Raw genomic sequence first — 21,526 nt, forward strand, 5'->3', positions numbered from 1 at the left:
GAGACCTGGGGCATCCGCGTCAGAAGGGTGGCGCCGCAGGGGATCCGGGTCGGTCGTCAGCAGGGAAGAGCCAGGGTTCGCGCATCATCGTGCGGAGGTGTGTGGCGGTCTCGTCGGAGGTGAATCTCACGGTCGGCTCGGGGCGGTCGGTGTGCCTTCGCCCTGACGGGCTGGTCCAGATCAGAACGCCGGGCGAGACCTGCTCGACCGACCACGCCGTGACGCCCTTCAGGGTGTGATGGCGTCGGCACAGGTGCGCGAGGTTCGCGTGGTGCGTGGGTCCGCCTTCGGCGGCGGGAATCGTGTGGTCGACGTCGCACCGCCATACCGGGCGGCGGCAGCCGGGGAATCGGCAGTGCTCGTCCCGCGCGGCGAGGAACCGGTTCAGCGCGGGCCCGGGGCGGTAGCGGTCGACGGCGAGGACGCTGCCCGTGACCGGGGAGGTCATCACACGTTCCCAGCCGACGGCGCCGGCGGCGAGGATCCGGGCGGTGTCGGGGTCGATCGGGCCGTAGCCGGCGAGCAGGGCGGGCTCGGTGGATGCGCCGGTCATGGTGAGCACCGGGATGGTGACCTGGACGGTGGCGCGGATCGCGCGGAGGCCGGTGCCGGCGACGCAGTCCTCAGGTCCGGCGGTGAGCAGGGTGTCGGTGAAGATGTCGACGCGGAGCTGGTCCATCGTGCGCTCGTCGATCTCGACGTGATCGTCGAGGCTTTCGCCGTCGCCGTCGCCGTCGCCGTCGCCGTCGCCGTCGCCGTCACTCTCGCCGTTGCCCCGTGCGGTGATGACCGAGCGGGCCTGCTGCGTGAGGCGGTCCTCGATGCCGTGCGCCAGCGTCGCCGGCATGATCGCCGTCAGCGCGGCCATCTCGTCGGGCAGATCGACCACTTCGATGCGACGCCCGGCGGCTGCTTCTTTGTGGCGCTCCTCGAGGGTTCGCTCCAAGAAGCGTTCGGCGATCACCCGCAGCACCGCGGCCAGGCGTCCCGGTGTCAGGTTCGCGGCGCGCTCGAGCGCCAGGCCGACGAACTCGGCTCGCGCGGTGTCGTCGACGATCGAGGCGCCGGCGTCGTGGATCACCGAGAGGTGCGGCCTGGAGATCTCCCCGCGCTCGAGCGCCTCCACGCCCCCGGCGAAACGCTCACACAGATCGGCGGCCTCCGACAGCAGCCGGTTCACGGTCCATTCCGACACCCGGGTCGACGTCGCCAGATCGGCGACCAGCGCACGCCGGTCCAGCTCCGCCCGCCGCGCGCGCTCCGGGGTCGCATCGGCCGGCCCGGCGACCGCGGCCGCAGCATCCGCCAGCACCCGGATCTCTGCCGCATCGTCCATCGATCGACGCTTCCGCCCCGCCTCGAACGCATCGACCAGCCGCACGACCCGGAAGAACTCGGGCGCGACGCCGTCAGCACCGGGGTCGGAATTCGCAGACATGAGGCTCGCAGTCAGGGAGGAGTGGGCCGAGATTCCCGCGCGTCACGCGCATATGCCTCAACACCTGCCCGCGGCCGAACCGCTCCCCCCAAACGCCCTGAACGGGCCCACCCGATCTTCGAATCTCTGATCTATATCGTAGCCAATCTCACCACGAGAAGGAAGTTCAAATACGAACAAAAATACGAGTCACCCAGGCGGGCTGCCCGGGTGGGGCGCGCGAGGTTTTGCGCAAGAGCCCGAGCTGAGGATGGCGCTTCCGAATCGATTCGATACACTGGCTGCTGCCACTCGGCACCTCTCCGTCGCCTGCGGGCGCGGCATCCGTCCCCCTCCTCGTCTTCTCGTTCAAGAGCCGCCCTCATGACCACCGCCCTGACGACGGGCCGCCCCTGGCGCGTCATCCTCCTGTTCTCCGTCCCGCTGCTGATCGGCAACGTGGTGCAGCAGCTGTACCACTTCGTCGACGCCGTCGTCGTGGGGCGCCAGCTCGGCGTCGACGCGCTGGCCGCGGTGGGCGCGACGGGCAGCATGCTGTTCCTGCTGCTCGGGTTCGCGTGGGGTCTCACATCGGGCTTCGCGATCCCGACGGCGCAGGCTTTCGGGGCGCGCGACTACGCCGCGGTGCGCCGTTCCGTCGCGTCGGGCACGATCCTCACCGGCATCTGCACGCTCCTGCTCACCGTCGGCGCACCGCTGCTGACGGCGCCCCTGCTCGAGCTGCTACAGACGCCCGCTGAACTCATGGACGACGCCATCGTCTTCGCCCAGATCAGCTTCCTCGGCGCCGGCGCGATGATGTTCTTCAACTACCTGTCGGCGATCATCCGGGCCATCGGCGACTCGCGCACGCCGCTCGTCTTCCTCACGCTCGCGTGCGTGCTCAACGTCGCGCTCGTCATCGTCATGGTCGGCCCGCTCGGCTGGGGCGTGGGCGGGGCGGCGCTCGCGACGGTGGTGTCGCAGGCGATCTCGGTGCTGCTCTGCCTCGAGTTCGTACGGCGACGGATGCCGGTGCTCCACGTCCGCCGCGGCGACTGGCGTGTCAGCAGGGCCGAGCTCGCGGAGCACCTCCGCCTCGGTCTGCCGATGGGCTTCCAGGCCTCGATCATCGCGATCGGAACCCTCTCGGTGCAGGTCGCGCTGAACGAGCTCGGCGCGGACGCGGTCGCCGCGTACACCGCGGCATCCCGGGTCGACGGCCTCGCCGTCGCCCTCCTGCAGTCGCTCGGCCTCGCCGTGTCGATGTTCGTCGCGCAGAACCACGGCGGCGGCCGGCCCGACCGCATCCGCCGCGGCGTGATCGAGGCGACGTGGATGTCGGTGGGCGCGGCCATCGTGCTCGGTGCCCTGCTCATCGCCTTCGGCGCGATGACGGTGCGCCTCTTCATCGACGAAGGCTCGGCAGAGGTCGTGGACCTCGCCGCGCAGATGCTCGCCATCAACGGTGCGACCTACTGGATCCTCGGCATCCTGTTCGTGCTCCGCGGCGCTCTGCAGGGGCTCGGCCACACCCTCATCCCCACCGTGACCGGCGTCATCGAGCTCGTGATGCGCGTAGGCGCTGCCGTCGTGCTGGGCAGCATCTTCGGTTTCATCGGCGTCGCCGCGAGCAACCCGCTCGCGTGGCTGGGCGCTGTGGTCGTGCTCGTGCCCGCGTACATCCACGCGCACCGTCAGCTCGCCACGCAGCCGGTCACCCCCATGGTCGCGACGCCCACCACGCCCATCGCGGTCATCGGTCCGACCGACGGCTCGATGGTCGTCGACGCGATCGTCACGCAGCCCATCGTGCTGCCGCCCGTCGCCCAGGGCGCGACCCGGCGGCCGCGGCGGTTCCGGTTCGTGCCGTCGCGCGACAAGCGCCGCACGCGAGGCTGAGTCACGAGGGGCGGTCATCTCAGGCGCTCTCCCACGGATCTTGATGTCCTAGTATCTGCGTATGAGTGCAGATAAGCAGGGATCCGGATACGCGGTCGACAGTCCCTTCGTCGAACTCGCGGTCGAGGTCTTCGCGATGCTCGCCGACGCCACCCGGGTGCGGATCGTCCTCGCGCTGCAGGACTCGGGGGAGCTCTCGGTGAATCATCTCGCCGACATCGTCGACAAGTCCCCGGCGGCCGTGTCGCAGCATCTCGCCAAGCTCCGGCTCGCGCGCATCGTCTCGACCCGCCAGGAGGGTCAGCGGGTGTTCTACCGGCTCGAGAACGAGCATGCCTCGCGCCTGGTCGCCGACGCGATCTACCAGGCCGAGCACTCGCTGGGCGGTACGCCCCGCCACCACCACGCCGACAGTGCCCTCGAATGAGCGCGAACACCGCCGGGCACCACGCGCATGACGAGCACGGGCACCGCACCGACCACTCTCACGACCACGGCCCCCACGACCACTCCCACGGCCCCCACGACCACTCCCACGCGGGAGGGTTCCGCGGCGTGCTGCACGAGCTGTTCGTGCCGCACTCCCACGACGCCGCCGACGCGATCGACGACGCGATGGAGGCGCACTCCGCCGGCGTCCGCGCACTGAAGATCAGCCTCGTCATCCTGCTCGCGACGACGGTCGTGCAGGCGATCGTCGTCGCGTTCAGCGGCTCGGTCGCCCTCCTCGCCGACACGGTCCACAACCTCTCCGACGCCCTCACGGCCGTGCCGCTGTGGATCGCGTTCGTGCTCGGCCGTCGCGCGGCCTCCCGTCGCTACACGTACGGACTCGGCCGGGCCGAAGACCTCGCAGGACTGTTCATCGTGTTCGTCGTCGCTCTGTCGGCCGTCGTGGCGGCCTGGCAGGCGATCGACCGCATCCTGCACCCGCAGCCTCTCGACAACCTCGGGTGGGTGATCGCCGCGGGCGTCATCGGATTCGCCGGCAACGAGGCGGTCGCGATCTACCGCATCCGAGTGGGCAGGCGCATCGGGTCGGCGGCCCTCGTCGCCGACGGCGTCCACGCCCGCACCGACGGCTTCACGTCGCTCGCGGTCGTGCTCGGGGGCGTCGGCGTCCTGCTCGGCTTCCCGCTCGCCGACCCCATCGTCGGCCTCCTCATCGCAGCCGCGATCTTCGTGCTGCTCATCGGCACGGTGCGCAGCGTCGGCCGCCGGCTGCTCGACGGCGTCGAACCCGAGCTCGTCGACCGCGCCGAGCACGCGATCGAGCACGTCGACGGTGTCGAGCGCATCGACCGCGTCCGCCTTCGCTGGGTCGGACACCGCCTCCAGGGCGACGCGATCGTCATCGCCGCTCGGGAGACGGATGCCTCGTTCCTCGCCACTGCGGCGGAATCCAGCATCCGTTCCCATCTGCCCAACGTCGACGACTTCACGGTCACCGTCCGTTCCACGATCGACGTCGGCGACGGCGCCTAGGCTCGTTCCCATGTCCGTGACGACGCGCCGCATGCAGGATCTGACCATCGACGACCACTTCCTCACGGTCCCCCTGGTGTGGGGCGATCCGGCAGACGCCCGCACGATCGACATCCACGCGGCGGTCGTCACGCGAGAGGGCGGCGAGAGTCTGCCGTATCTGGTGTTCCTGCAGGGCGGACCGGGCCACGAGGCGCCGCGCGCGTTCCACTCGCCGTCGGGGCCGTCGTGGCTCGACGCGGCGCTCGAGCACTACCGCGTCGTGCTGCTCGACCAGCGCGGCACGGGACTTTCGACACCCGTCGGCGACGACGACCTCGAGCGCGACCCGTCCGAGCTCGCCGAGTACATCACGCACCTGCGCGCCGACGCGATCGTGCGCGACGGCGAGGCGGTGCGCCAGCACCTGGGCGCCGAGCGGTGGAGCGTGCTGGGCCAGTCCTTCGGCGGGTTCACCACGCTGGCGTATCTCTCGACGGATGCCGCGTCTCTCGAGCACGTCTACATCACCGGCGGTCTGAGCGCCGTGGGCCGCCACCCCGACGATGTCTACGCCGTGACGTACGACAAGATGCGCGACGAGTCGGAGAAGTACTACCGCCGCTTTCCCGCTCACCGCGACGCGATGCGTCGCGTGATCGACCTCGCGGTCGACGGCGAGCTCGTGCTGCCCGGCGGCGAGGTCGCCTCGGTCTCGCGTGTGCGCTCGGTGGGCTCGGCGCTCGGCACCGACGACGGCTGGCAGACACTGTGGGGTCTGCTCGAACGCGACCCGCGATCGAACGCCTTCCGCCACGACCTCGCCGCGGCGATGCCGTTCACTGCCCGCAACCCGCTGTACTACGTCTTCCACGAGTCCAGCTATGCCGACGGCCACGCCACGCGGTGGTCGGCCGAGCGCACCGAACCCGCAGACTTCCGCGAAGACCCGACGCTCTTCACCGGCGAGCACGTGCGCCGGGAGTGGCTCGACACCGTGCCCGGGTTCCAGCCGTGGCGCGACGTGACCCTCGCGCTCGCCGAGTTCGAGTGGCCGTCGCTCTACGACGCCGACGCGCTCGCCGCGTCCGGCGCCCGCGGCGCCGCCGCGGTGTACGTCAACGACGTCTATGTGCCGTTCGAGTTCTCGATGGAGACGGCACGGCTCCTCCCCGGCGTGACCCCGTGGATCACGAGCGAGCACGAACACAACGGCCTGCGCGCCGGCGACGTGCTCTCGCGCCTCATCGACCTCGCGCACGGCCGCCGCGTGCGCTGACCCCGCGCGACGGATGGTCCGGCGCACCCCCGTCCTGGCGCCGAGCGCTGCGCCTCGCCGCTTCCGTGAGACGACAGTTGCGGGACGAGACCTTGGGTGATCCCCGGGGTCTCGTCCCGCGACTGTCGTTTCACGGTCGGGAGGGCGCGGGCAGCGTCAGTCGAGGCGGGTGATCGGCGGCGGAGAGTAGGTGCCGTTCAGCACGGCCTCGCCCGGCATGTACATCCGCAGGATCGGGCGGAACGCGCCCTCGGGTGCCGGGAGCCAGTTGGCCGCAGCATCCGGATCCGACGGCCGCGTGCGGCTGATGCGGATCGTGAGGCCGCCGTCGGCGTCGGTGATGATCCCGGGCGTGCGATCGCCCACCGAATAGCGGTCGATCTCGTTCGCGACGAGGTAGAACTCCGGAAGTGCGTACATCGTGACCGACCAGAACGCCCCGACCGGCGGGGGCGGCGACAGCTGCAGCTCGTACTCGTGCTCACCCGTGAGCGGCTGCCCGTCGCCGTCGAGGAACGTCATGACGTAGGCGGCTTCGTACCCGTGGTTGCCCCACAGCCCTGCCTTCGCCGCCACGGCGCGCTCGACGATCCGGACCTTCGGATCGGCGATCTTCCACGCGGGATCGTCCATCGCGCCGACCTCGAAGAAGTCGAGGTTGTAGTCGAACACGTGGAGGGTGGCCGACCAGGCGCCCGGCTCCGCACCGGTGGCGGCACCGGCCATCGCCGTGGCGATCATGCCCGCTCCGCCCTGGAATCCGGCGCGCAACGCGGCCCGCTGCTCGTCGCTCAGCTTGCCGACCGGCGCATCGCCGGTGAGGCCGAGCGCCGCGAACGACGCCTGCAGCGCCTCGTCGCGCGGAGCGGGAGGGAAGGCCTGCGACCACACGCGGTACTTCTCCCAGAAGTCGAGCACCTCGTCGCCCTGAGCCTCGACCGCAGGAATCCCGGTGGCCGCCGCACCAGGATCGAGCGGCGTCAACGTGGTGGCGTCCTGCAGCGCGTGGACGGCCGGCAGATCCTCGACACCCGAGCAGGACCAGCGGCCGACGATCGACGCCACTCGCGTCGGCGAGTGGATGACGTTCGACCCCTCGGCATCCCCGTCCCATCCCGGCGGGACGATCAGGAACTCGCCGGCATCGTTGCCCGTGCCACGGGTGCCGACGTAGGCGAAGTTGTCGGTCCAGGCGTCGACGAACTGCAGCACGTGATACCGATCGGACGCCGGCACCGAGAGCCGGACCGGCCCGACCCCGAGGTCGAGCGATGCCATCGAGTAGACGGTGTCGTTGTTGATCGACACGAACGTGTCGGCGGCCGTGGCCAGGGTGCGCGCGTGCGAGAACGCGTTGAACGGCGCCCGCGGGTTCGAGCCGACGCCGGTCGACGTGTAGCGGACGACCTGCTCGAGGTCGAAGACCAGCGGGAACCCGTAGAGGTACGCCTCGGCGGCGAGGGCGTCGAGGTCGGTCACGGCGTTCAAGCCCCCTTCACGAGCTCGGGCAGCTGCCACGTCTTGTCGAACCAGGGCTCGAGCGGTCCGTAGAGCCGGAGCATGGGGAACCAGGATTTGCCGGGGATCGTGGGGATCCAGTTCGCCTCCTTGCCCTCGGGCGCGGTCGGCGAGAACCACAGCACGTACGAGCCGTCGTCCTCGGACTGCACCGTCCCCGAGAGGCTGGCGAGCGCGGGGTACGGCGTGGACTGCAGGAGCGAGCGGGTCTGCGTGTCGTAGAGGTCGATCGCCCAGAAGTTCTTCGCCGGCGGGTCCGCCGGGATCCGCAGCGAGTATGTCGCGGAGCCGTCGAGCGCGTGGCCGTCGGCATCCTCCGCGGTGTACGCATACGCCGAGCCGGAGCCCACCTGCGCATGCGCCATCGCCGGCGTGATCACCGTCGCGAAGTAGTGGAACTGCGTGCGGGCGTCGAGATTGAGGGCGCCGCCGCGCAGGAACTCGTAGCTGCCGCCCACGAACGCGTTCTTCCACGACGAGCCCTCCCAGAAGAAGGCGTCGGGGTCGCGCGGCTTGTAGACGAGCGCTCGCGAGATCGCCGCACCGATGCGGGCGGCGTCGTCGAGGATGGCGCGCCGGTGGGCGTCGGGCTCGAAGGGCGTGCCGTGCACGAGTCCGATCGAGGCCAGGGTGCCGGCTCTTTCGGGGTCGAGCGCCGTCGGCGGCTCCTCCGAAACGAGCTGCGCGATCTCCTCGAAGAACGTGAAGTCGTTCGCGTGCACGGTGTTCTGCAGCACGGGAGCGATGTTCAGGAAGGTGTTCTCGCGGGGCGAGTCGGCTTCGCTCAGCGGGTAGATCCGCGTCTCCTTCATCGCGGGAACACCGCCCAGGGTGCGCAGCACGACCCAGTTCGCGTAGGTCGGCGAATCGTACGTGTAGTACCCCTCCGGGCGCTCGCCGTCGTAACCCGGCGGCAGGAAGAGGTACTTGCCGCCGGCGCCCTTATCGGGCCCGGCGATGCCCATGTCGGCGACGTACCGGAACCAGAAGTCGTCGACGACGCACAACGACTGCGGCGGCGCCTCGATGACCGTCGGCCCCCAGGCCTTCAGATCGAGGAACGTCGTGCCATAGGTCGTCTCGGTGTTCGGGGTGAGGAAGATGCCGCCGGAGTTCGCCCGGGGGTCGGTGTAGCCGATCTTGTCGGGCGCATCCACGCCCGCCGTCCGCAGACCGTTCCGCATCGCGACCAGCGAGGCTCCTGGCATCGCAGTGAGGAACGCGTCGATGCCGCGCAGCAGGTCGAGTGCGTCGAAGATCGACCGCACCGAGTCGGTCTTGGGCACGCCGTCGAAGAACTCGAAGTCGCCGAACGGCGTCGAAAGGACGTCGGGCGTCGCGAGGTGCGTCACCTCCTCCGCCAGCTGTTCCTTCGTCAGTCCCGCCCCGGGGGTGCCGTCGATGGCCATACTCGTCCCTTCGTCCAAAGCGCCGCCCCCCTGCGGCGCCCATCCTCCGCATTTTGCCAGGCGGAGGTGGCGCGCACGGCGAAGGGCGGGGGATGCCGCAGCATCCCCCGCCCGAAATCGGCGATGTCGTCCCGGCTCAGCCCGCGAGCGTCACCGTGTCGATGGTCACCGCGGCGATGCCGGGGTGGTCGCTGAAGACGCCGTCCATGCCGGCGGCGACGAACGCGCGGATCTCACCGTCCAGGTCGCCGTAGGCGGCGGGGTCGGCGCTGGAGCGGAAGTCGGCGGGCAGGAACTGGTTCTCGGCCCGGAACGTCCAGCCGTGCACCGTGAGCCCCGCGGCGTGCGCGTCGGCGATGACCGCGGTGGGCGTGCCGAGGCGCCCTTCAGCGGTACGCGGGATCATGACGGACTTCTCGAGTCCCACCCCGTCGGCGTAGGTCGCGATCTCGGCGAGGCCGGCCTGCGCCACCAGGTCCTTGTAGGTGCGCGCGTCACCCGCGAGCGTGAAGTCGTACGGACGGCCCGACCCGTTCACGAGCTGGGCGAGCGTGACGTCGGTCATCTCGTCGAGGTCGCGCAGATTCGCGGTCTCGAAGCTCTGCAGGATCACCGGCGCGTCCGCGCGGTCGAGTCCGTTCGCCTTCAGGGCCGCGACGAGCGGCTCCTCGAGCGACAGACCGATCGCGTCGAAGTACGACGGATGCTTCGTCTCGGGGTACACGCCGACGGGCCGGCCGTCGCAGCTCACCGAGTGGCGAGCGAGGTCCATGACCTCGTCGAGCGTCGGGATGACATAGAGCCCGTCGAACGCGGTGTTCGCGGGACGCGTCTGGGGCAGGCGCTCCTTCGCGCGGAGGGTGCGCAGCTCGGCGAAGGTGAAGTCCTCCGTGAACCAGCCCGTCACCGAGACGCCGTCGATGAGCTTCGTGGTCTTGCGCGCGGCGAACTCGGGGTGCGACGCGACATCCGTCGTCCCGCCGATCTCGTTCTCGTGACGCGCGACCAGGACGCCGTCCTTCGTGGAGACGACATCCGGCTCGATGTAGTCGGCGCACTGGACGATCGCCGTCTCGTACGCGGCGAGCGTGTGCTCGGGACGCGAGCCGCTCGCGCCGCGGTGGCCGATGAGGCTGACCGTCGACGGCTCGATCTTCGTCTTGTCGAGGTCGATGATCGCGAACTCGGTGTCGTCGGGCGTGCCGGGGATGCGCGCGTCGTTGCCGGGGTAGTTGTTGTCGTTCCCGATGAGCAGGCTGCCGTCCTTCAGCTGCACGACGGTCTCGAACGACTGCACCGGCAGCGAGTAGACCTCGCCCGTGCCGTAGCCGTCACCCGCGCCGATGCCGCTCGGGTTGGCGATGCGCAGCGCGTCGAGCACTAGCGTCTTCTCGAGGTAGCCCTCGGCGTCCGTGCGCCGCAGGTCGACCTGGTACACGCGCTTGGTGACGGACTGCTCGCCCTCGAAGTCGTCGCGCTCGATGAGCAGGAGCACGTCGTTCTTCACGGTGAAGGCATCGCCGATGACGTTCGGCTCCTGGTCGGTCTGGTAGCTCCACGTGCGGCCGGTGTAGGCGCCGGCGCGCGTGTCGAACTCGAGGATCTCGCGGCGGCGCAGGTCGCTGTCGTCTGCGTACGAGCCTTCGACGACCGGGTAGAGGTAGCGCCCGTTCACCGAGGCGGCGAGGGCCTCGAAGCCACGGCTGGCCCGCACGCGCGGCGTCTCGCCGGACTGCAGGTACGGGTTCTGCGGAGACTTCGCGCCGTCGAGCGAGAAGGGCTTCTCGAGCAGCGTGCCCTCGGCGTCGAAGTGCAGCAGGAACGGCCCGAACTCCTCGCCGACCCAGAAGGTGCCGTCCTTGGCCCTGACGACGGACTCGATGTCGAAGTCGGCGCCGGTGAGGAGGCGCTCGGCGGTGCCGTCGCCCACGATCGGGAAGTCGAGCACGTGATTGCGGTCGTTGTACGACACGAACCGCTCGATGCGGATCTCGCCGGCGCCCCCGGCGGCCGTCTGCCACGCCGGACGCACGAGGTAGTTGCGCAGCAGGAAGTCGGCGGAGTTGCCCTTGGCGCCGAAGCCGTTGTCGGGCTGCGCCCAGAAGGTGCCGTCGCCGTTGTCGATCGCGGCCGAGAATCCGGGGATGACCTGCCCGTTCCACGGACCGGTGCGCCCATTGGCCGTGCTGGCCAGGGCACCCGACGCCGGGCCCGGCTCGAGGTGGTCGGCCGAGAGCGTCGCCCGCGCGACCAGCGTCGGCACGTGCGTCTGCACGTACGGCGACTGCGAGTCGCCGGACGCGGTGGCGACCGGCTGGGCGAAGGCGGCGGAGGTGGGGAGGAGGGCGACGGCGGTGGCCGTCGCTGCTGCCGCGGCGAGAAGGCGCGGCAGGACGCGTCGTGTGGGGATTCGACTCATGCCCTCGACGCAACCGGGGTCGCTCGGCCGCGCGCTGACCGATCGCCGACCATTCCGCGACGGCCCGGTGAACGGGTGGCAAGCGGCGCGTGAGAACGATCTCACCGACGGCAAGACGATGGATGATGCTGCCGCACAAGCCCTGATCGGGGTCGCGGTCAGAGCGCGGCGAGCAGCGCGGCGAGCGGCGGCGGCACGCGATCGAGCGGCACCGCCTCTGCGAGCAGCCGGGCGTAGCGCGCCTTGTTGCCGCTGCGGCCCCCGAAGAAGCGCGCGAGCTGCGCGTCGACCGGACGTTCGCGCTGGAACGGCTGGCGCTGCAGACTCCGGAACGACTCGAGCTCGCCCTGCTCCGCGATCACCGCCTCGACGCCCGCGACGCCGAGAGCGCGCACGAACTCGGCCTCGAGGTCGGGGTCGCACACGAACACCGTGTCGAGCACGCGCTCGAAGTCTCTCCGCTCCCCCACATCGACGAGACCGACGAGCGGTACGCCGACGAGCTGCCCGGCCGCGCGGCGGGCGCCCTTGGAGCCGCCCACGACACGGACCTCCGGCATCCGTATCCCCATCCGCGTCGCGAGCGTCTCGAGAGCGATCCGATCGCTCTCGCCCTCGACCAGCACGACGGTCATGCGGCCTCGGCTTCGGCACGCTCCTCGTCGAGGATCTCGAGCAGGCGGGGTGCGAGCGAGGCGGTGCCCGCGATGAGGGTCGACACGATCCACTCCGGCGCACCGGAGGGGACCGGCAGGGCGACCAGGCCCTTCGCCTGGGGCTTGTTCGCGACGTGCTGCGGCACGATCGCGACGCCGAGCCCGCGCACGACGAGGTCGAGCAGCGTGTGCACGTCGTCGACGCTGCAGCGCACCCGCCGCTCGACGCCGTGCCGCTGGAACGCGTCGTCGTTGATCGTGCGCAGCGCCCACGCCGGCCGGAAGTCCACGAAGTCGGCGTCGCGAAGGTCCCTCCACCGCGACACCGGACGCTCGGCCAGCGGGTGGGCGGGCGGGACGATGAGCACGAGGGGGATCCGCGCGAGCTCCGCCACGGCCGGCACCGGCGCGGGGTCTGCGCTGGCGACGAAGGCGACGTCCAGCTCGCCGGCCGCGACATGGTCGACCAGCTGGTGCGACCCCGCCTGCACGAATTGGATGTCGACGGCAGGGTGGCGGCGGTGGAACCGCTCGAGGAGCAGGTTCACGTCGAGTGCCCCCAGGCACTGCTCGGCGCCGATGCGCAGCGAGCCGGCGAGCTGGTGCGACGCGCGGACGACGGCATCCCGTCCCGCGGCCGTCTGGGCGAGGATCTCGCGGGCGTGCGGCAGGAGCGCGAGCGCGGCCGGCGTCGGCTCGACAGAGCGCGTGGTCCGCTCGAAGAGCTTCGCGTCGAGCTCTTGCTCGAGCCGGCGGATCGCCGCCGACAGGCCGGACTGAGAGACGCGGCATCGCTCTGCGGCGCGGGTGAAATGCCGCTCCTCGGTGAGGGTGACCAGGTACTCCAGCTGGCGGTGCTCCATGGTGTATCCATTCGCTTCGATTCTCAATCGCAGAATATACAGTTGTTGGACTTCTTTGTGGGCGGTGCCTAACGTGGACCCGGCAGTACTGACCCGACCCGAGAGCGGACCCATGAAGACCATCGAACTCACCGGCGTCGAGCGCCCGGCACCCAACGTGGTGCTCGGCCTCATGCGCATCCAGGACCTCGACGACGACACCGTGCGCACGCTGACCCGCACCGCGCGCGACGCGGGCATCGACTTCTTCGATCACGCCGACATCTACGGCAGCTCCCTGCACGGCTGCGAGCTCCGCTTCGCCGCGGCGATGCGGCTCTCATCCTCCGAGCGCGCGGAGATCACCCTCCAGACCAAGGCCGGCATCGTCGGCGACGGGCCGTACTTCGACTTCTCGTACGAGCACATCGTCGATTCGGTGGAGGGGTCGCTGCGTGCGCTCGACACCGACTACATCGACATCCTGCTGCTGCACCGGCCCGACGCCCTGGTCGAGCCCGACGAGGTCGCGCGGGCGTTCGACGACCTCGAGGCGGCGGGCAAGGTGCGGGCGTTCGGCGTCTCGAACCACACCCCGCGCCAGATCGATCTGCTCAAGAAGTCGGTGCGCCAGCCCATCGTCGCGAACCAGATCCAGCTCTCGATCACCCACTCCCCGACCATCGCGCAGGGCGTCGCCGCGAACATGCACGGTGAGGAGCAGTCCCTCACGCTCGACGGCGGCGGCATCATCGACTACTGCCGCCTGCACGACATCGCGGTGCAGGCCTGGTCGCCGTTCCAGGCGGGCTTCTTCACCGGCGTGTTCCTCGACTCGCCCGACTATCCCGAGCTCAACGCGGTGATCGACCGTCTCGCGCGGAGGTACGACGTGCCGCCGATCGCGATCGCGGTGGCGTGGATCACCCGCCACCCGGCGCGCATGCAGGTGGTGCTCGGAACGACGAGCCCCGAGCGCGTGAGCGGTGCCGCCGAGGGTTCCGACATCCCCCTTACCCGCGCCGAGTGGTACGAGCTGTTCCGGGCCGCAGGCTACCGCGTGCCCTGACCCGCCGCCGGATTTCGTCGAGCCGAGGCGTTTGCGCCGAGACCGAGGGCGACGTCCCCGGTCTCGGCGGGAAGCCCCTGGCTCGCGGACGACCGCGGGCCGGCCTACTGCCGCGAGAACTCCGAGGCGCGCTGGATCTGGTCGAGCGTCGGCGTGACGCCGGTGTACCGCTCGAACTGCCGGGCCGCCTGCAGCGCGATCACCTCGGCACCCGTGATGACCGGGATGCCGCCGGCCCGCGCCGCCCGGATCAGCGGGGTCTCGGCGGGGTAGGCGACGACGTCGAAGACGGTCTGCGCCGCGTCGACGTGCTCCTGGGAGAACGACAGGATGTCGGCGTCGGCCCCGGCCATTCCGAGCGGGGTGACGTTGACCAGCACCGCGTGCCCGGGCGCCGGGTCGGCCGTGGTGCTGCGGAAGCCGTACTTCTCGGCGATCCGGGCGCCCGCCTCGGCGTTGCGCGCGACCACGGTGACGTCGTCGAAGCCCGCGCCGCGGAACGCCGCGACGACCGCCTTGCCCATGCCGCCCGATCCGCGCACCAGCACGGGGAGCGCCGGGTCGACGGCATGCCGCTCGAGCAGCTCCGCGACCGCCTCGTAGTCGGTGTTCGACGCGACGAGGCGCCCGCCCTCGTTGACGATCGTGTTCACGGACTCGATCGCCGCGGCGGAGGGCTCGATCTCGTCGACGAGCGGGATCACGGCCTCTTTGAACGGCATCGACACCGAGCACCCGCGGATCCCCAGCGCTCGCACTCCGCCGATCGCGGCCTCGATGTCGTTCGTCGTGAACGCCTTGTAGATGAAGTTCAGCCCGAGCTCGTCGTAGAGGAAGTTGTGGAACCTCGTGCCGATGTTGGAGGGGCGTGCGGCGAGGGAGATGCAGAGGACCATGTCCTTGTTCAGAATGGGCACGGTGCCATTGTGCCCCGCCGCCGATGTCCGACCCCAGGGCGACGATCCAGGAGGCGAGATTCACGCGCCGCCCCCGACCCTCGAAGGAGAGCACAGGATGACCGCCATCGAATACCGCCGGCTCGAGCCCGTCACCGTCTATGCGGCATCGGGCGTCGCACCGGGCGGTGAAGGCGTACCCGCCGTGATCGACCGCATCCTGCCGCCCCTGCACGGTGCCCTCGAGGCCGCGGGCGTGGAGTACCGCGAGCCCGGCACCTTCTGGTACGAGCCGCTCGACGGCGGCGACCTGCGGGTGTGGGTCTCGTGGATCGCGGGCGACGAGCCGGTGGAGGGCGACGGCTGGCAGGTCGTGGAGCTGCCCGCAGTCGAGCGCTCCGCCGTCACGACCTACCGGGGCGAGATGAGCGGCATCGCCGATGCGTGGGCCGCGTTCATGCAGGCGGTCGTGGCAGACGGCGGCGAGTTCGACGGCCCCTGCCGCGAGGTCTACCTCCAGGCCGACGGCCCGCAGTCAACGTGGGTGACCGAGCTGCAGCAGCCCGTCGCCTGACCCTCGCACCGACGCGGAGGCGGATGCCGCGGGCCGCTGCATCCGCCTCCCTCGGCGTCAGCGAGCGGCGAGCACCTCGACGAGGCGCCGGGCCGTGGCCACGCTCGACTGCGGGTTCTGTCCGCTTACGAGCGAGCCGTCCACGACGACCGTGACCGACCACGGCTCACCCGACGCGACGACGGCCCCGAGGTCGCGCAACCGCGACTCGACGAGGTACGGCGAGGCATCCTTGAGGCCGCCCTGGTGTTCCTCCTCGTCGGTGAAGACCGCGAGCCGGCGCCCGGCGAAGGCGAACGAGCCGTCCTCGCGCACCGCGCTCAAGAGGCCGGCCGGACCATGGCACAGCACGCCGACCACCGCGTCGCGGTCGATCGCGTCGACGAGGAGCCGTCCGAGGTCGGCATCCGTCGCGAGGTCCACCATCGGTCCGTGCCCGCCCGGCAGCGCGATCGCGTCGTACTCGCCGGTCTTCACACCGGCGAGGTCGCGGGGGTGCGCGAGCAGGGCGTCGATCGACGCGAGGTAGGCGTGCAGCTCGTCTGAGGACTCCTCGCCGAGGCTGCCGGGGTCGACCGTGGGGCGTGCGCCGCCCGGAGTCGCGATGTCGACGGTGTGACCCGCGGCGACGAGCCCGCGGTGCAGCTCGACGAGCTCCTCCGCCCAGAATCCGGTCGGGTGCGCGGTGCCGTCGGTGAGCGCGATGGTGTCCGCGCCAGTGACAGCCATGAGTACGTGTGCCATGTCTTCTCCGTTCAGGTGGGCGCTCGGTGCGAGCCGCTTGCGGGAAGGAACGAGGCATCCATCGGCATCATTTCCTACAATTCTGTTTAGTCATAGATTTCTTGATGGATGGATGCCGCATGCAAGAACTCGACCTGCTGCACACGTTCCTCGAGGTGCACCGGGCGGGGTCGATCACCGCCGCCGCGGCGCGGCTGGGTGTCAGCCAGCCGTCGGTGAGCGAACGGATCGCCCGGCTCGAGGGCGAGCTCGGCACGCCGCTGTTCACGCGCTCGGCACGTGGAGCCACCCCGACGCCCGCCGGCGACGCCCTCGCGGTACGCGTGGCCGGGCCGGTCGACCGCCTGCGCGAGGTGTGGGTCGCGCCCGCCCCCGGCCCCGCTGAGACGGTCCGGATCGGAGGTGCGAGCGACGTCGTCGCGTCGAGGGTCATCCCCGCCCTGGCGCCGCTGACGGGCGAGGGCGTGAGCCTCGCGTTCACCCTGGGCCTCGCCCACGACCTGCTCGCACGCCTCGCGGACGGTGAGCTCGACGTCGTGGTGTCATCGGTGCGGACGCCGGTGCGCGGCATCCGTTATCGCGGTCTCGTGGACGAGGAGTTCGTGCTCGTGGGGGCACCGGCGCTCGCTCGGACGATCGACCGGAAGCGCCTCGCCGCCGAACCGGCGGGGGCGCTTCAGCACCTGCCCCTCGTGGCCTACGACGCCGACCTGTCGATCGTGCGCAGGTACTGGCGCAGTCAGTTCGGGCATCGACCCGCCAATCCCGTGGCTGTCACGGTGCCCGACCTGCGGGGTGTGCTCGCCGCCGTTGTGGCGGGAATCGGCATCTCGGCGCTGCCCCGCTACCTCGCCGAGCCCGCCATCGGCGCCGGCACCGTCGAGGTGCTGCACCGCTCCGACGAAGCGCCGATCAACACCCTGCACCTCGCGATCCGAGCCGCCGACCCCCCAACACCCTCCACCGGCCGTGTCATTGACGCGCTGGCCGAGCGGGCGCGCGACTGGGACGTGTTCTGAGCGCACGCACGACGATGCCCCGGGTCCGCCGGGAGCCGGGGCATCGTCGTCGGCAGGTCACCGGTCGCCGGTGAACGCGTCCTTGATGTCGTCGCCGGCCTTCTTCATCTTGGCGCTGGCCTGATCCGCCACGCCTTCGGCCTGCAGCTTCTCGTTGCCGGTCGCGTCGCCGACCTTCTCCTTCACCTTGCCCTTCATGTCTTCGGCATTGTGCTTGATGTCGTCATCCAGACCCATGGCGGATCCCCTTCTCTTCGTTGTCTTTCATAGGGCGAGGCTCAAGAGCGGGCGCGATCCACGCGGTCCACACCGTCCAGTCCGACGCGGTCGACGCGGCGGTGGTAGCTCATGCCGGCCATCCCGCCCAGGACCGCGGCGACGAGCGTGATCACGGCGGCGCCGATGGCGGTGAGGATGCCGGTGAGCGTCGCCGTGTCGGCGGTCACAGGGATGCGCGGGAAGATGTCGACGTTCGCGAGGATGTCCCACTGGCTGCCGGCGATCAGCGTGATCACCGCGACCACGACCGCGATGAGGATCGCCCACAGCCACACTGCGAAGCCCTGCTTGGCGCCGCTGAAACGCGCCATGCGGCCGGCGACGTAGCCGCCGGCGAAGTAGGCGATGAACAGCACGACGGCGATGGCGATCGCCCCGATGATGGTGGCCGCGCCCGTGTTGCCGGTCGCGGCCTCGGCGGCGTCGTCGACCGCCTGGGGCGAGGTGAGGCCGATGGCAGCGCCGATCGCGGCGACAACGGCAGTCAGCGCGACGAGTGCGCCCAACGCCGTGAGCCAGCCGAAGAAGGCACTGCCGAACTTGATCCCTCCGAAGCGCTCGCGCTCGCGGGCGACGACGACCTCGCGCAGCGACGCCTCGCGGGTGTCGGTGACGCTGTCGACATCTCGCGCGCGACGCGCCTCCTGGGCGTCCGGCACGCCGTCGCCGTCGCGATCGCGCACCACGTGGGCGTCGCGGTCGCGGTAGATGCGCTCGGTGTCGTCGGCGACGCCGTCGCGGTCCGCGTCACGGGCGCGAGTGCCGTCGATGTCGCGGGTGGTGTCGGTGCGGGGATCCGTGTCGAGGGGACGGGTGCTGCCGGCATCGGGGTCGCGGGCGAGATCGCGATCACGATCCAGGTCCGCGTCGGTCCTCCGCGGGTCCGTCGTGCGGTAGTCGCGGTTGTCGGTGCTCATGAGGTGAACGTATGCGGAGCACGCCCCGACCCTCAGCCCGGTTGATATCCCGCGCGGTGGGAGGTAACCTGTGCGGCCTTTCCGCCTGGGGGGAAAGGACTTGGGGACCCTTCGCCGGCGCTCTGGTGCACTTGAGCGCGCGGGCGCGGGAGCAGAATGGCGATATGGATGCCGTCGCCTCGTTCCCGCGCACCGAGATGCCGCCGCCGAGCTACATCATGTCTGCCGAGGGGTACCAGCTCGCGACGTACGCCTGGGGCGAGCCTGACGCCGACCCCGTGCTGTGCGTGCACGGGTTCGCGTCGAGCTGCCGCGACAACTGGGTGGAGACCGGCTGGGTGCGCATGCTCACCGCCGCCGGATATCGCGTCATCGGCGTCGATCAGCGCGGCCACGGCGCGAGCGACAAGCCCGACGATCCCGTCGCCTACTCGATGAGCGCCTTCGTGAGCGACCTGATCGCTGTGCTCGACACGTATCTCGTCGATGACGTCCGCTACGTCGGCTACTCGCTCGGTGCCCGTGTCGGCTGGCAGCTCGCCGTCGACGCGCCGGAGCACGTGAGTCGCGCGGTGCTGGGCGGTATCCCCGACGGGCGCCCGCTCGGGCGGCTGCGCATCGAGCAGGCCCGCGCGTATGCCGAAAAGGGCATACCCGTCGAGGATCCGGTCACCCAGAACTACGTGAAACTCGCCGAGCGTGTCCCTGACAACGACCTGCGCGCTCTGATCGCGCTCGCCGAGGGCATGCGGTTCGGCGACGCCGACCCCGACCCGGAGCGGCCTCCGCGGCAGCCGGTGCTGTTCGCGACGGGTACAGAGGATGCGATCCTCGAGCGCTCGCGGGCACTCGCCGCGACGGCGCCGAACGGCCGTTTCATCGAGATCCCGGGGCGGCATCATTTCAACGCCCCGGGCTCGCGCGCGTTCCGCGATGCGGCCGCGGAGTTCCTGGCGGCGGAGGGGGCAGGCGTATGAGCCATCACATCCGCGTCGTCTACTGCACCCAGTGCGCGTGGATGCTCCGCGCGGCATGGGTCGCACAGGAGCTCCTCACCACCTTCCAGGACGAACTCATGGGCGGCGGCGCGACGCTCGAGCCGGGCACCGGCGGGATCTTCGAGGTCTACGCCGACGATGAGCTCGTCTGGTCCCGCAAGGCTGACGGCGGCTTCCCCGACATCGTCGCCCTGAAGCGCCGCGTACGCGACCGCATCGCTCCCGGCCGGGCCCTCGGCCACGCCGATCGCGCCGCTCCGACGCCGGCCGGCCCCGACCGCTGAACCGCGCACGACCGCGGGGCGCAGCATCCGTATCTCTGACGGATGCCGCGCCCCGCGGTGCGTCGGTCGCGCCGGTTCAGGCCACGGCGGCCGCGACGAGCTCGGTGATCTTCTTCTCGACCGCGGGCGTCCAGGCGAGCACCGCGAACCCCGTCGACCAGAAGTCGCCGTCGTCGAGGTGGGCGTTCTCGTCGAACTGGATGGTCGCGTAGCGGGTCTTGAACTTCGAGGCCGGCTGAGTGAAGACGACGACCTTGCCGGCCGCGTTCGCGTACGCGGGGAAGCCGTAGTAGGTCTTGGGCACGAGGTCGGGAGCGACCTCGCCGACCACCTTGTGCAGGCCCTCGGCGATGTCGCGGTCGGTGCCGTCGAGCTTCTCGATCGCCTCGCGGACCTGCTTGGTGCCCGCCTCGCGGCTCTTGCCCGCCTTGGCCTGGTCGCGCAGCTCCTTCGCGCGATTCTTGACCGCCTCGCGCTCCTCCTGCGACAGTCCGTCCGATGCCGTCTTCGCCATGATGCTCCTCCTCACGCTCGTGGGCGCCTTCGCGTCCCGTGATCCTCACGCTACCGAGGCGCTCCGGAGGGTGCTTCTCCATTCCTGCTTGATCGTGGTGGCCGAGGCACGACGCAGGGGCGAGGCATCCGCCCCGCCCCTGTGCTCCCGTGACACCTCCTCGGCGTCACTCGAACTGCATCACGATGCGGCCGTCGATCCTGCCGTGCTCCATGCGCTCGAAGATGTCGTTGACGTCGTCGATCGACTCGACGGCGACGGTCGGGTGGATCTGGCCGCGCGCGTAGAAGTCGAGGGCCTCGATCATGTCCTGGCGCGTGCCGACGATCGATCCGCGGATCGTGATCGCGCGGAGCACGATGTCGAAGATGTCGGCGGGGAAGTCGCCCGGCGGGAGGCCGTTGAAGACGATCGTCGCGCCGCGGCGGGCGACGCCCAGCGCCTGGCCGAAGGCCTTCGGGTGCACGGCGGTGACCAGCACGCCGTGCGCGCCGCCGGTGCGCTCCTGGACGACGGCGGCCGGGTCCTGCGTGAGCGCGTTGACCGTGAGTTCGGCGCCGTGCCGGCGGGCGAGCTCGAGCTTGGCGTCGTCGATGTCGACGGCGGCGACCCGCAGGCCCATCGCGCGGGCGTACTGGACCGCGATGTGGCCGAGTCCGCCGATGCCCGAGATCACGACCCATTCGCCCGGACGCGCCTCGGTCATCTTGAGTCCCTTGTAGACGGTGACGCCGGCGCACAGGATCGGCGCGACCTCGACGGGGTCGGCGCCCGCCGGGATGCGGGCGGCGAAGCGCTCGTCGACGAGCATGTACTCGCCGAAGCTGCCGTCGACGGAGTATCCGCCGTTCTGCTGGTCGGGGCACAGCGTCTCCCACCCGGTGCGGCAGAACTCGCAGACGCCGCAGGCGCTCCAGAGCCACGCGTTGCCGACGAGTTCGCCGACCGCGAGCGTCGTGACGCCCTCGCCGAGGGCGACGACGCGGCCGTACCCCTCGTGCCCAGGGATGAGGTCGGACTTCGGGGCGACCGGCCAGTCGCCGCGGGCGGCGTGGAGGTCGGTGTGGCACACGCCGGTGGTCAGCACCTTCACGAGCGCCTGCCCGGGGCCGGGCGCGGGGATGGGCACGTCGCGCACTTCGAGAGGCCGGTCGGGCGCGGTGACCACGGCTGCGCGCATCGTGCCGGTGGGGGTCGCGGTGCCGTGTGCTGCGTGCGAGTCGGTCAGGATCGTCATCGATATCACTTCCCTGGGGCGGGCGTTCGCCGCCCTCTGATCCGACGGTAGGCGCGCGTACGTTGCACGACGTTGCGGTCGGGCGCGGT

General features: G+C 70.7%; 21 protein-coding genes. 9 read left to right on the forward strand and 12 right to left on the reverse strand.

Going from position 1 to position 21,526, the window contains the following annotated elements:
* Positions 1 to 19 precede the first annotated feature (19 nt).
* Complete coding sequence (locus Q9R33_RS08985; RefSeq protein ID WP_311293532.1) at positions 20 to 1,438, reverse strand: DUF222 domain-containing protein; 1,419 nt, start codon at positions 1,436 to 1,438, stop codon at positions 20 to 22.
* Positions 1,439 to 1,801: 363 nt separating this feature from the next.
* Here Q9R33_RS08985 and Q9R33_RS08990 point away from each other — a divergent pair, with 363 nt between their 5' ends.
* The 4 genes from Q9R33_RS08990 to Q9R33_RS09005 all read left to right on the forward strand — a co-directional run bounded on the left by Q9R33_RS08990 (position 1,802) and on the right by Q9R33_RS09005 (position 6,062).
* Positions 1,802 to 3,319, forward strand: coding sequence for an MATE family efflux transporter (locus Q9R33_RS08990; protein WP_311293533.1), 1,518 nt, complete (start codon positions 1,802 to 1,804; stop codon positions 3,317 to 3,319).
* Between the two features lie 61 nt (positions 3,320 to 3,380).
* Positions 3,381 to 3,746, forward strand: a complete 366-nt coding sequence (locus Q9R33_RS08995) for a metalloregulator ArsR/SmtB family transcription factor (RefSeq protein WP_311293534.1) — start codon at positions 3,381 to 3,383, stop codon at positions 3,744 to 3,746.
* Complete coding sequence (locus Q9R33_RS09000; RefSeq protein WP_311293535.1) at positions 3,743 to 4,804, forward strand: cation diffusion facilitator family transporter; 1,062 nt, start codon at positions 3,743 to 3,745, stop codon at positions 4,802 to 4,804. Before Q9R33_RS08995 ends, Q9R33_RS09000 begins: the two co-directional genes overlap by 4 nt.
* Before the next feature lie 10 nt (positions 4,805 to 4,814).
* Positions 4,815 to 6,062: an alpha/beta fold hydrolase gene (locus Q9R33_RS09005; protein WP_311293536.1), complete on the forward strand. Its 1,248-nt coding sequence runs from the start codon at positions 4,815 to 4,817 to the stop codon at positions 6,060 to 6,062.
* A gap of 156 nt (positions 6,063 to 6,218) precedes the next feature.
* Here Q9R33_RS09005 and Q9R33_RS09010 read toward each other — a convergent pair whose 3' ends face one another.
* From Q9R33_RS09010 to Q9R33_RS09030, 5 genes are all read right to left on the reverse strand, one after another.
* Positions 6,219 to 7,541: a DUF1254 domain-containing protein gene (locus Q9R33_RS09010; protein ID WP_311293537.1), complete on the reverse strand. Its 1,323-nt coding sequence runs from the start codon at positions 7,539 to 7,541 to the stop codon at positions 6,219 to 6,221.
* 5 nt (positions 7,542 to 7,546) lie between these two features.
* Complete coding sequence (locus Q9R33_RS09015) at positions 7,547 to 8,989, reverse strand: DUF1254 domain-containing protein (RefSeq protein WP_311293538.1); 1,443 nt, start codon at positions 8,987 to 8,989, stop codon at positions 7,547 to 7,549.
* 136 nt (positions 8,990 to 9,125) lie between these two features.
* On the reverse strand, positions 9,126 to 11,408 hold the full coding sequence (locus Q9R33_RS09020) for an esterase-like activity of phytase family protein (RefSeq protein WP_311293539.1): 2,283 nt from the start codon (positions 11,406 to 11,408) through the stop codon (positions 9,126 to 9,128).
* A gap of 158 nt (positions 11,409 to 11,566) precedes the next feature.
* Positions 11,567 to 12,043, reverse strand: coding sequence for an ATP-dependent endonuclease (locus tag Q9R33_RS09025; RefSeq protein ID WP_310244131.1), 477 nt, complete (start codon positions 12,041 to 12,043; stop codon positions 11,567 to 11,569).
* A complete protein-coding gene (locus tag Q9R33_RS09030) occupies positions 12,040 to 12,927 on the reverse strand; it encodes a LysR substrate-binding domain-containing protein (protein ID WP_311293540.1) in 888 nt (295 codons plus the stop codon). The genes Q9R33_RS09025 and Q9R33_RS09030 overlap by 4 nt, the downstream gene beginning before the upstream one ends.
* Positions 12,928 to 13,039: 112 nt before the next feature.
* On the opposite strand from Q9R33_RS09030, the gene Q9R33_RS09035 reads away from it, so the two are divergent.
* Positions 13,040 to 13,975 (forward strand): aldo/keto reductase, encoded by a 936-nt coding sequence (locus tag Q9R33_RS09035; protein ID WP_311293541.1) that lies wholly within the window; start codon positions 13,040 to 13,042, stop codon positions 13,973 to 13,975.
* Between the two features lie 104 nt (positions 13,976 to 14,079).
* Here Q9R33_RS09035 and Q9R33_RS09040 read toward each other — a convergent pair whose 3' ends face one another.
* A complete protein-coding gene (locus Q9R33_RS09040) occupies positions 14,080 to 14,892 on the reverse strand; it encodes a shikimate 5-dehydrogenase (protein ID WP_311293542.1) in 813 nt (270 codons plus the stop codon).
* 97 nt (positions 14,893 to 14,989) lie between these two features.
* Between Q9R33_RS09040 and Q9R33_RS09045 the strand changes: the two genes are divergently transcribed.
* On the forward strand, positions 14,990 to 15,445 hold the full coding sequence (locus tag Q9R33_RS09045; protein ID WP_200919410.1) for a GyrI-like domain-containing protein: 456 nt from the start codon (positions 14,990 to 14,992) through the stop codon (positions 15,443 to 15,445).
* A gap of 57 nt (positions 15,446 to 15,502) precedes the next feature.
* Here Q9R33_RS09045 and Q9R33_RS09050 read toward each other — a convergent pair whose 3' ends face one another.
* The gene (locus tag Q9R33_RS09050) at positions 15,503 to 16,189 is read right to left on the reverse strand and encodes a type 1 glutamine amidotransferase domain-containing protein (RefSeq protein ID WP_311293543.1); all 687 of its coding nucleotides are present in this window, start codon (positions 16,187 to 16,189) and stop codon (positions 15,503 to 15,505) included.
* A gap of 119 nt (positions 16,190 to 16,308) precedes the next feature.
* Here Q9R33_RS09050 and Q9R33_RS09055 point away from each other — a divergent pair, with 119 nt between their 5' ends.
* Positions 16,309 to 17,208, forward strand: coding sequence for a LysR family transcriptional regulator (locus Q9R33_RS09055; RefSeq protein WP_311293544.1), 900 nt, complete (start codon positions 16,309 to 16,311; stop codon positions 17,206 to 17,208).
* Positions 17,209 to 17,265: 57 nt separating this feature from the next.
* On the opposite strand, the gene Q9R33_RS09060 is transcribed toward Q9R33_RS09055, so the two are convergent.
* Together Q9R33_RS09060 and Q9R33_RS09065 are read right to left on the reverse strand one after the other, a co-directional pair.
* Entirely contained in the window at positions 17,266 to 17,445 is a 180-nt protein-coding gene (locus Q9R33_RS09060; RefSeq protein WP_311293545.1) for a CsbD family protein, read from the reverse strand.
* 41 nt (positions 17,446 to 17,486) lie between these two features.
* Positions 17,487 to 18,404: a YrzE family protein gene (locus tag Q9R33_RS09065; RefSeq protein ID WP_311293546.1), complete on the reverse strand. Its 918-nt coding sequence runs from the start codon at positions 18,402 to 18,404 to the stop codon at positions 17,487 to 17,489.
* Positions 18,405 to 18,568: 164 nt separating this feature from the next.
* Here Q9R33_RS09065 and Q9R33_RS09070 point away from each other — a divergent pair, with 164 nt between their 5' ends.
* Positions 18,569 to 19,381 (forward strand): alpha/beta hydrolase, encoded by an 813-nt coding sequence (locus Q9R33_RS09070; RefSeq protein ID WP_311293547.1) that lies wholly within the window; start codon positions 18,569 to 18,571, stop codon positions 19,379 to 19,381.
* The gene (locus Q9R33_RS09075) at positions 19,378 to 19,686 is read left to right on the forward strand and encodes a SelT/SelW/SelH family protein (protein ID WP_056365702.1); all 309 of its coding nucleotides are present in this window, start codon (positions 19,378 to 19,380) and stop codon (positions 19,684 to 19,686) included. Before Q9R33_RS09070 ends, Q9R33_RS09075 begins: the two co-directional genes overlap by 4 nt.
* Positions 19,687 to 19,762: 76 nt before the next feature.
* On the opposite strand, the gene Q9R33_RS09080 is transcribed toward Q9R33_RS09075, so the two are convergent.
* Positions 19,763 to 20,200: a hypothetical protein gene (locus Q9R33_RS09080; RefSeq protein WP_056365705.1), complete on the reverse strand. Its 438-nt coding sequence runs from the start codon at positions 20,198 to 20,200 to the stop codon at positions 19,763 to 19,765.
* 166 nt (positions 20,201 to 20,366) lie between these two features.
* Positions 20,367 to 21,437, reverse strand: a complete 1,071-nt coding sequence (adhP, locus tag Q9R33_RS09085; RefSeq protein WP_235560098.1) for an alcohol dehydrogenase AdhP — start codon at positions 21,435 to 21,437, stop codon at positions 20,367 to 20,369.
* Positions 21,438 to 21,526: the final 89 nt, after the last annotated feature.

It is taken from the genome of Microbacterium sp. PRC9, assembly GCF_031844125.1.
Lineage (GTDB): Bacteria > Actinomycetota > Actinomycetes > Actinomycetales > Microbacteriaceae > Microbacterium.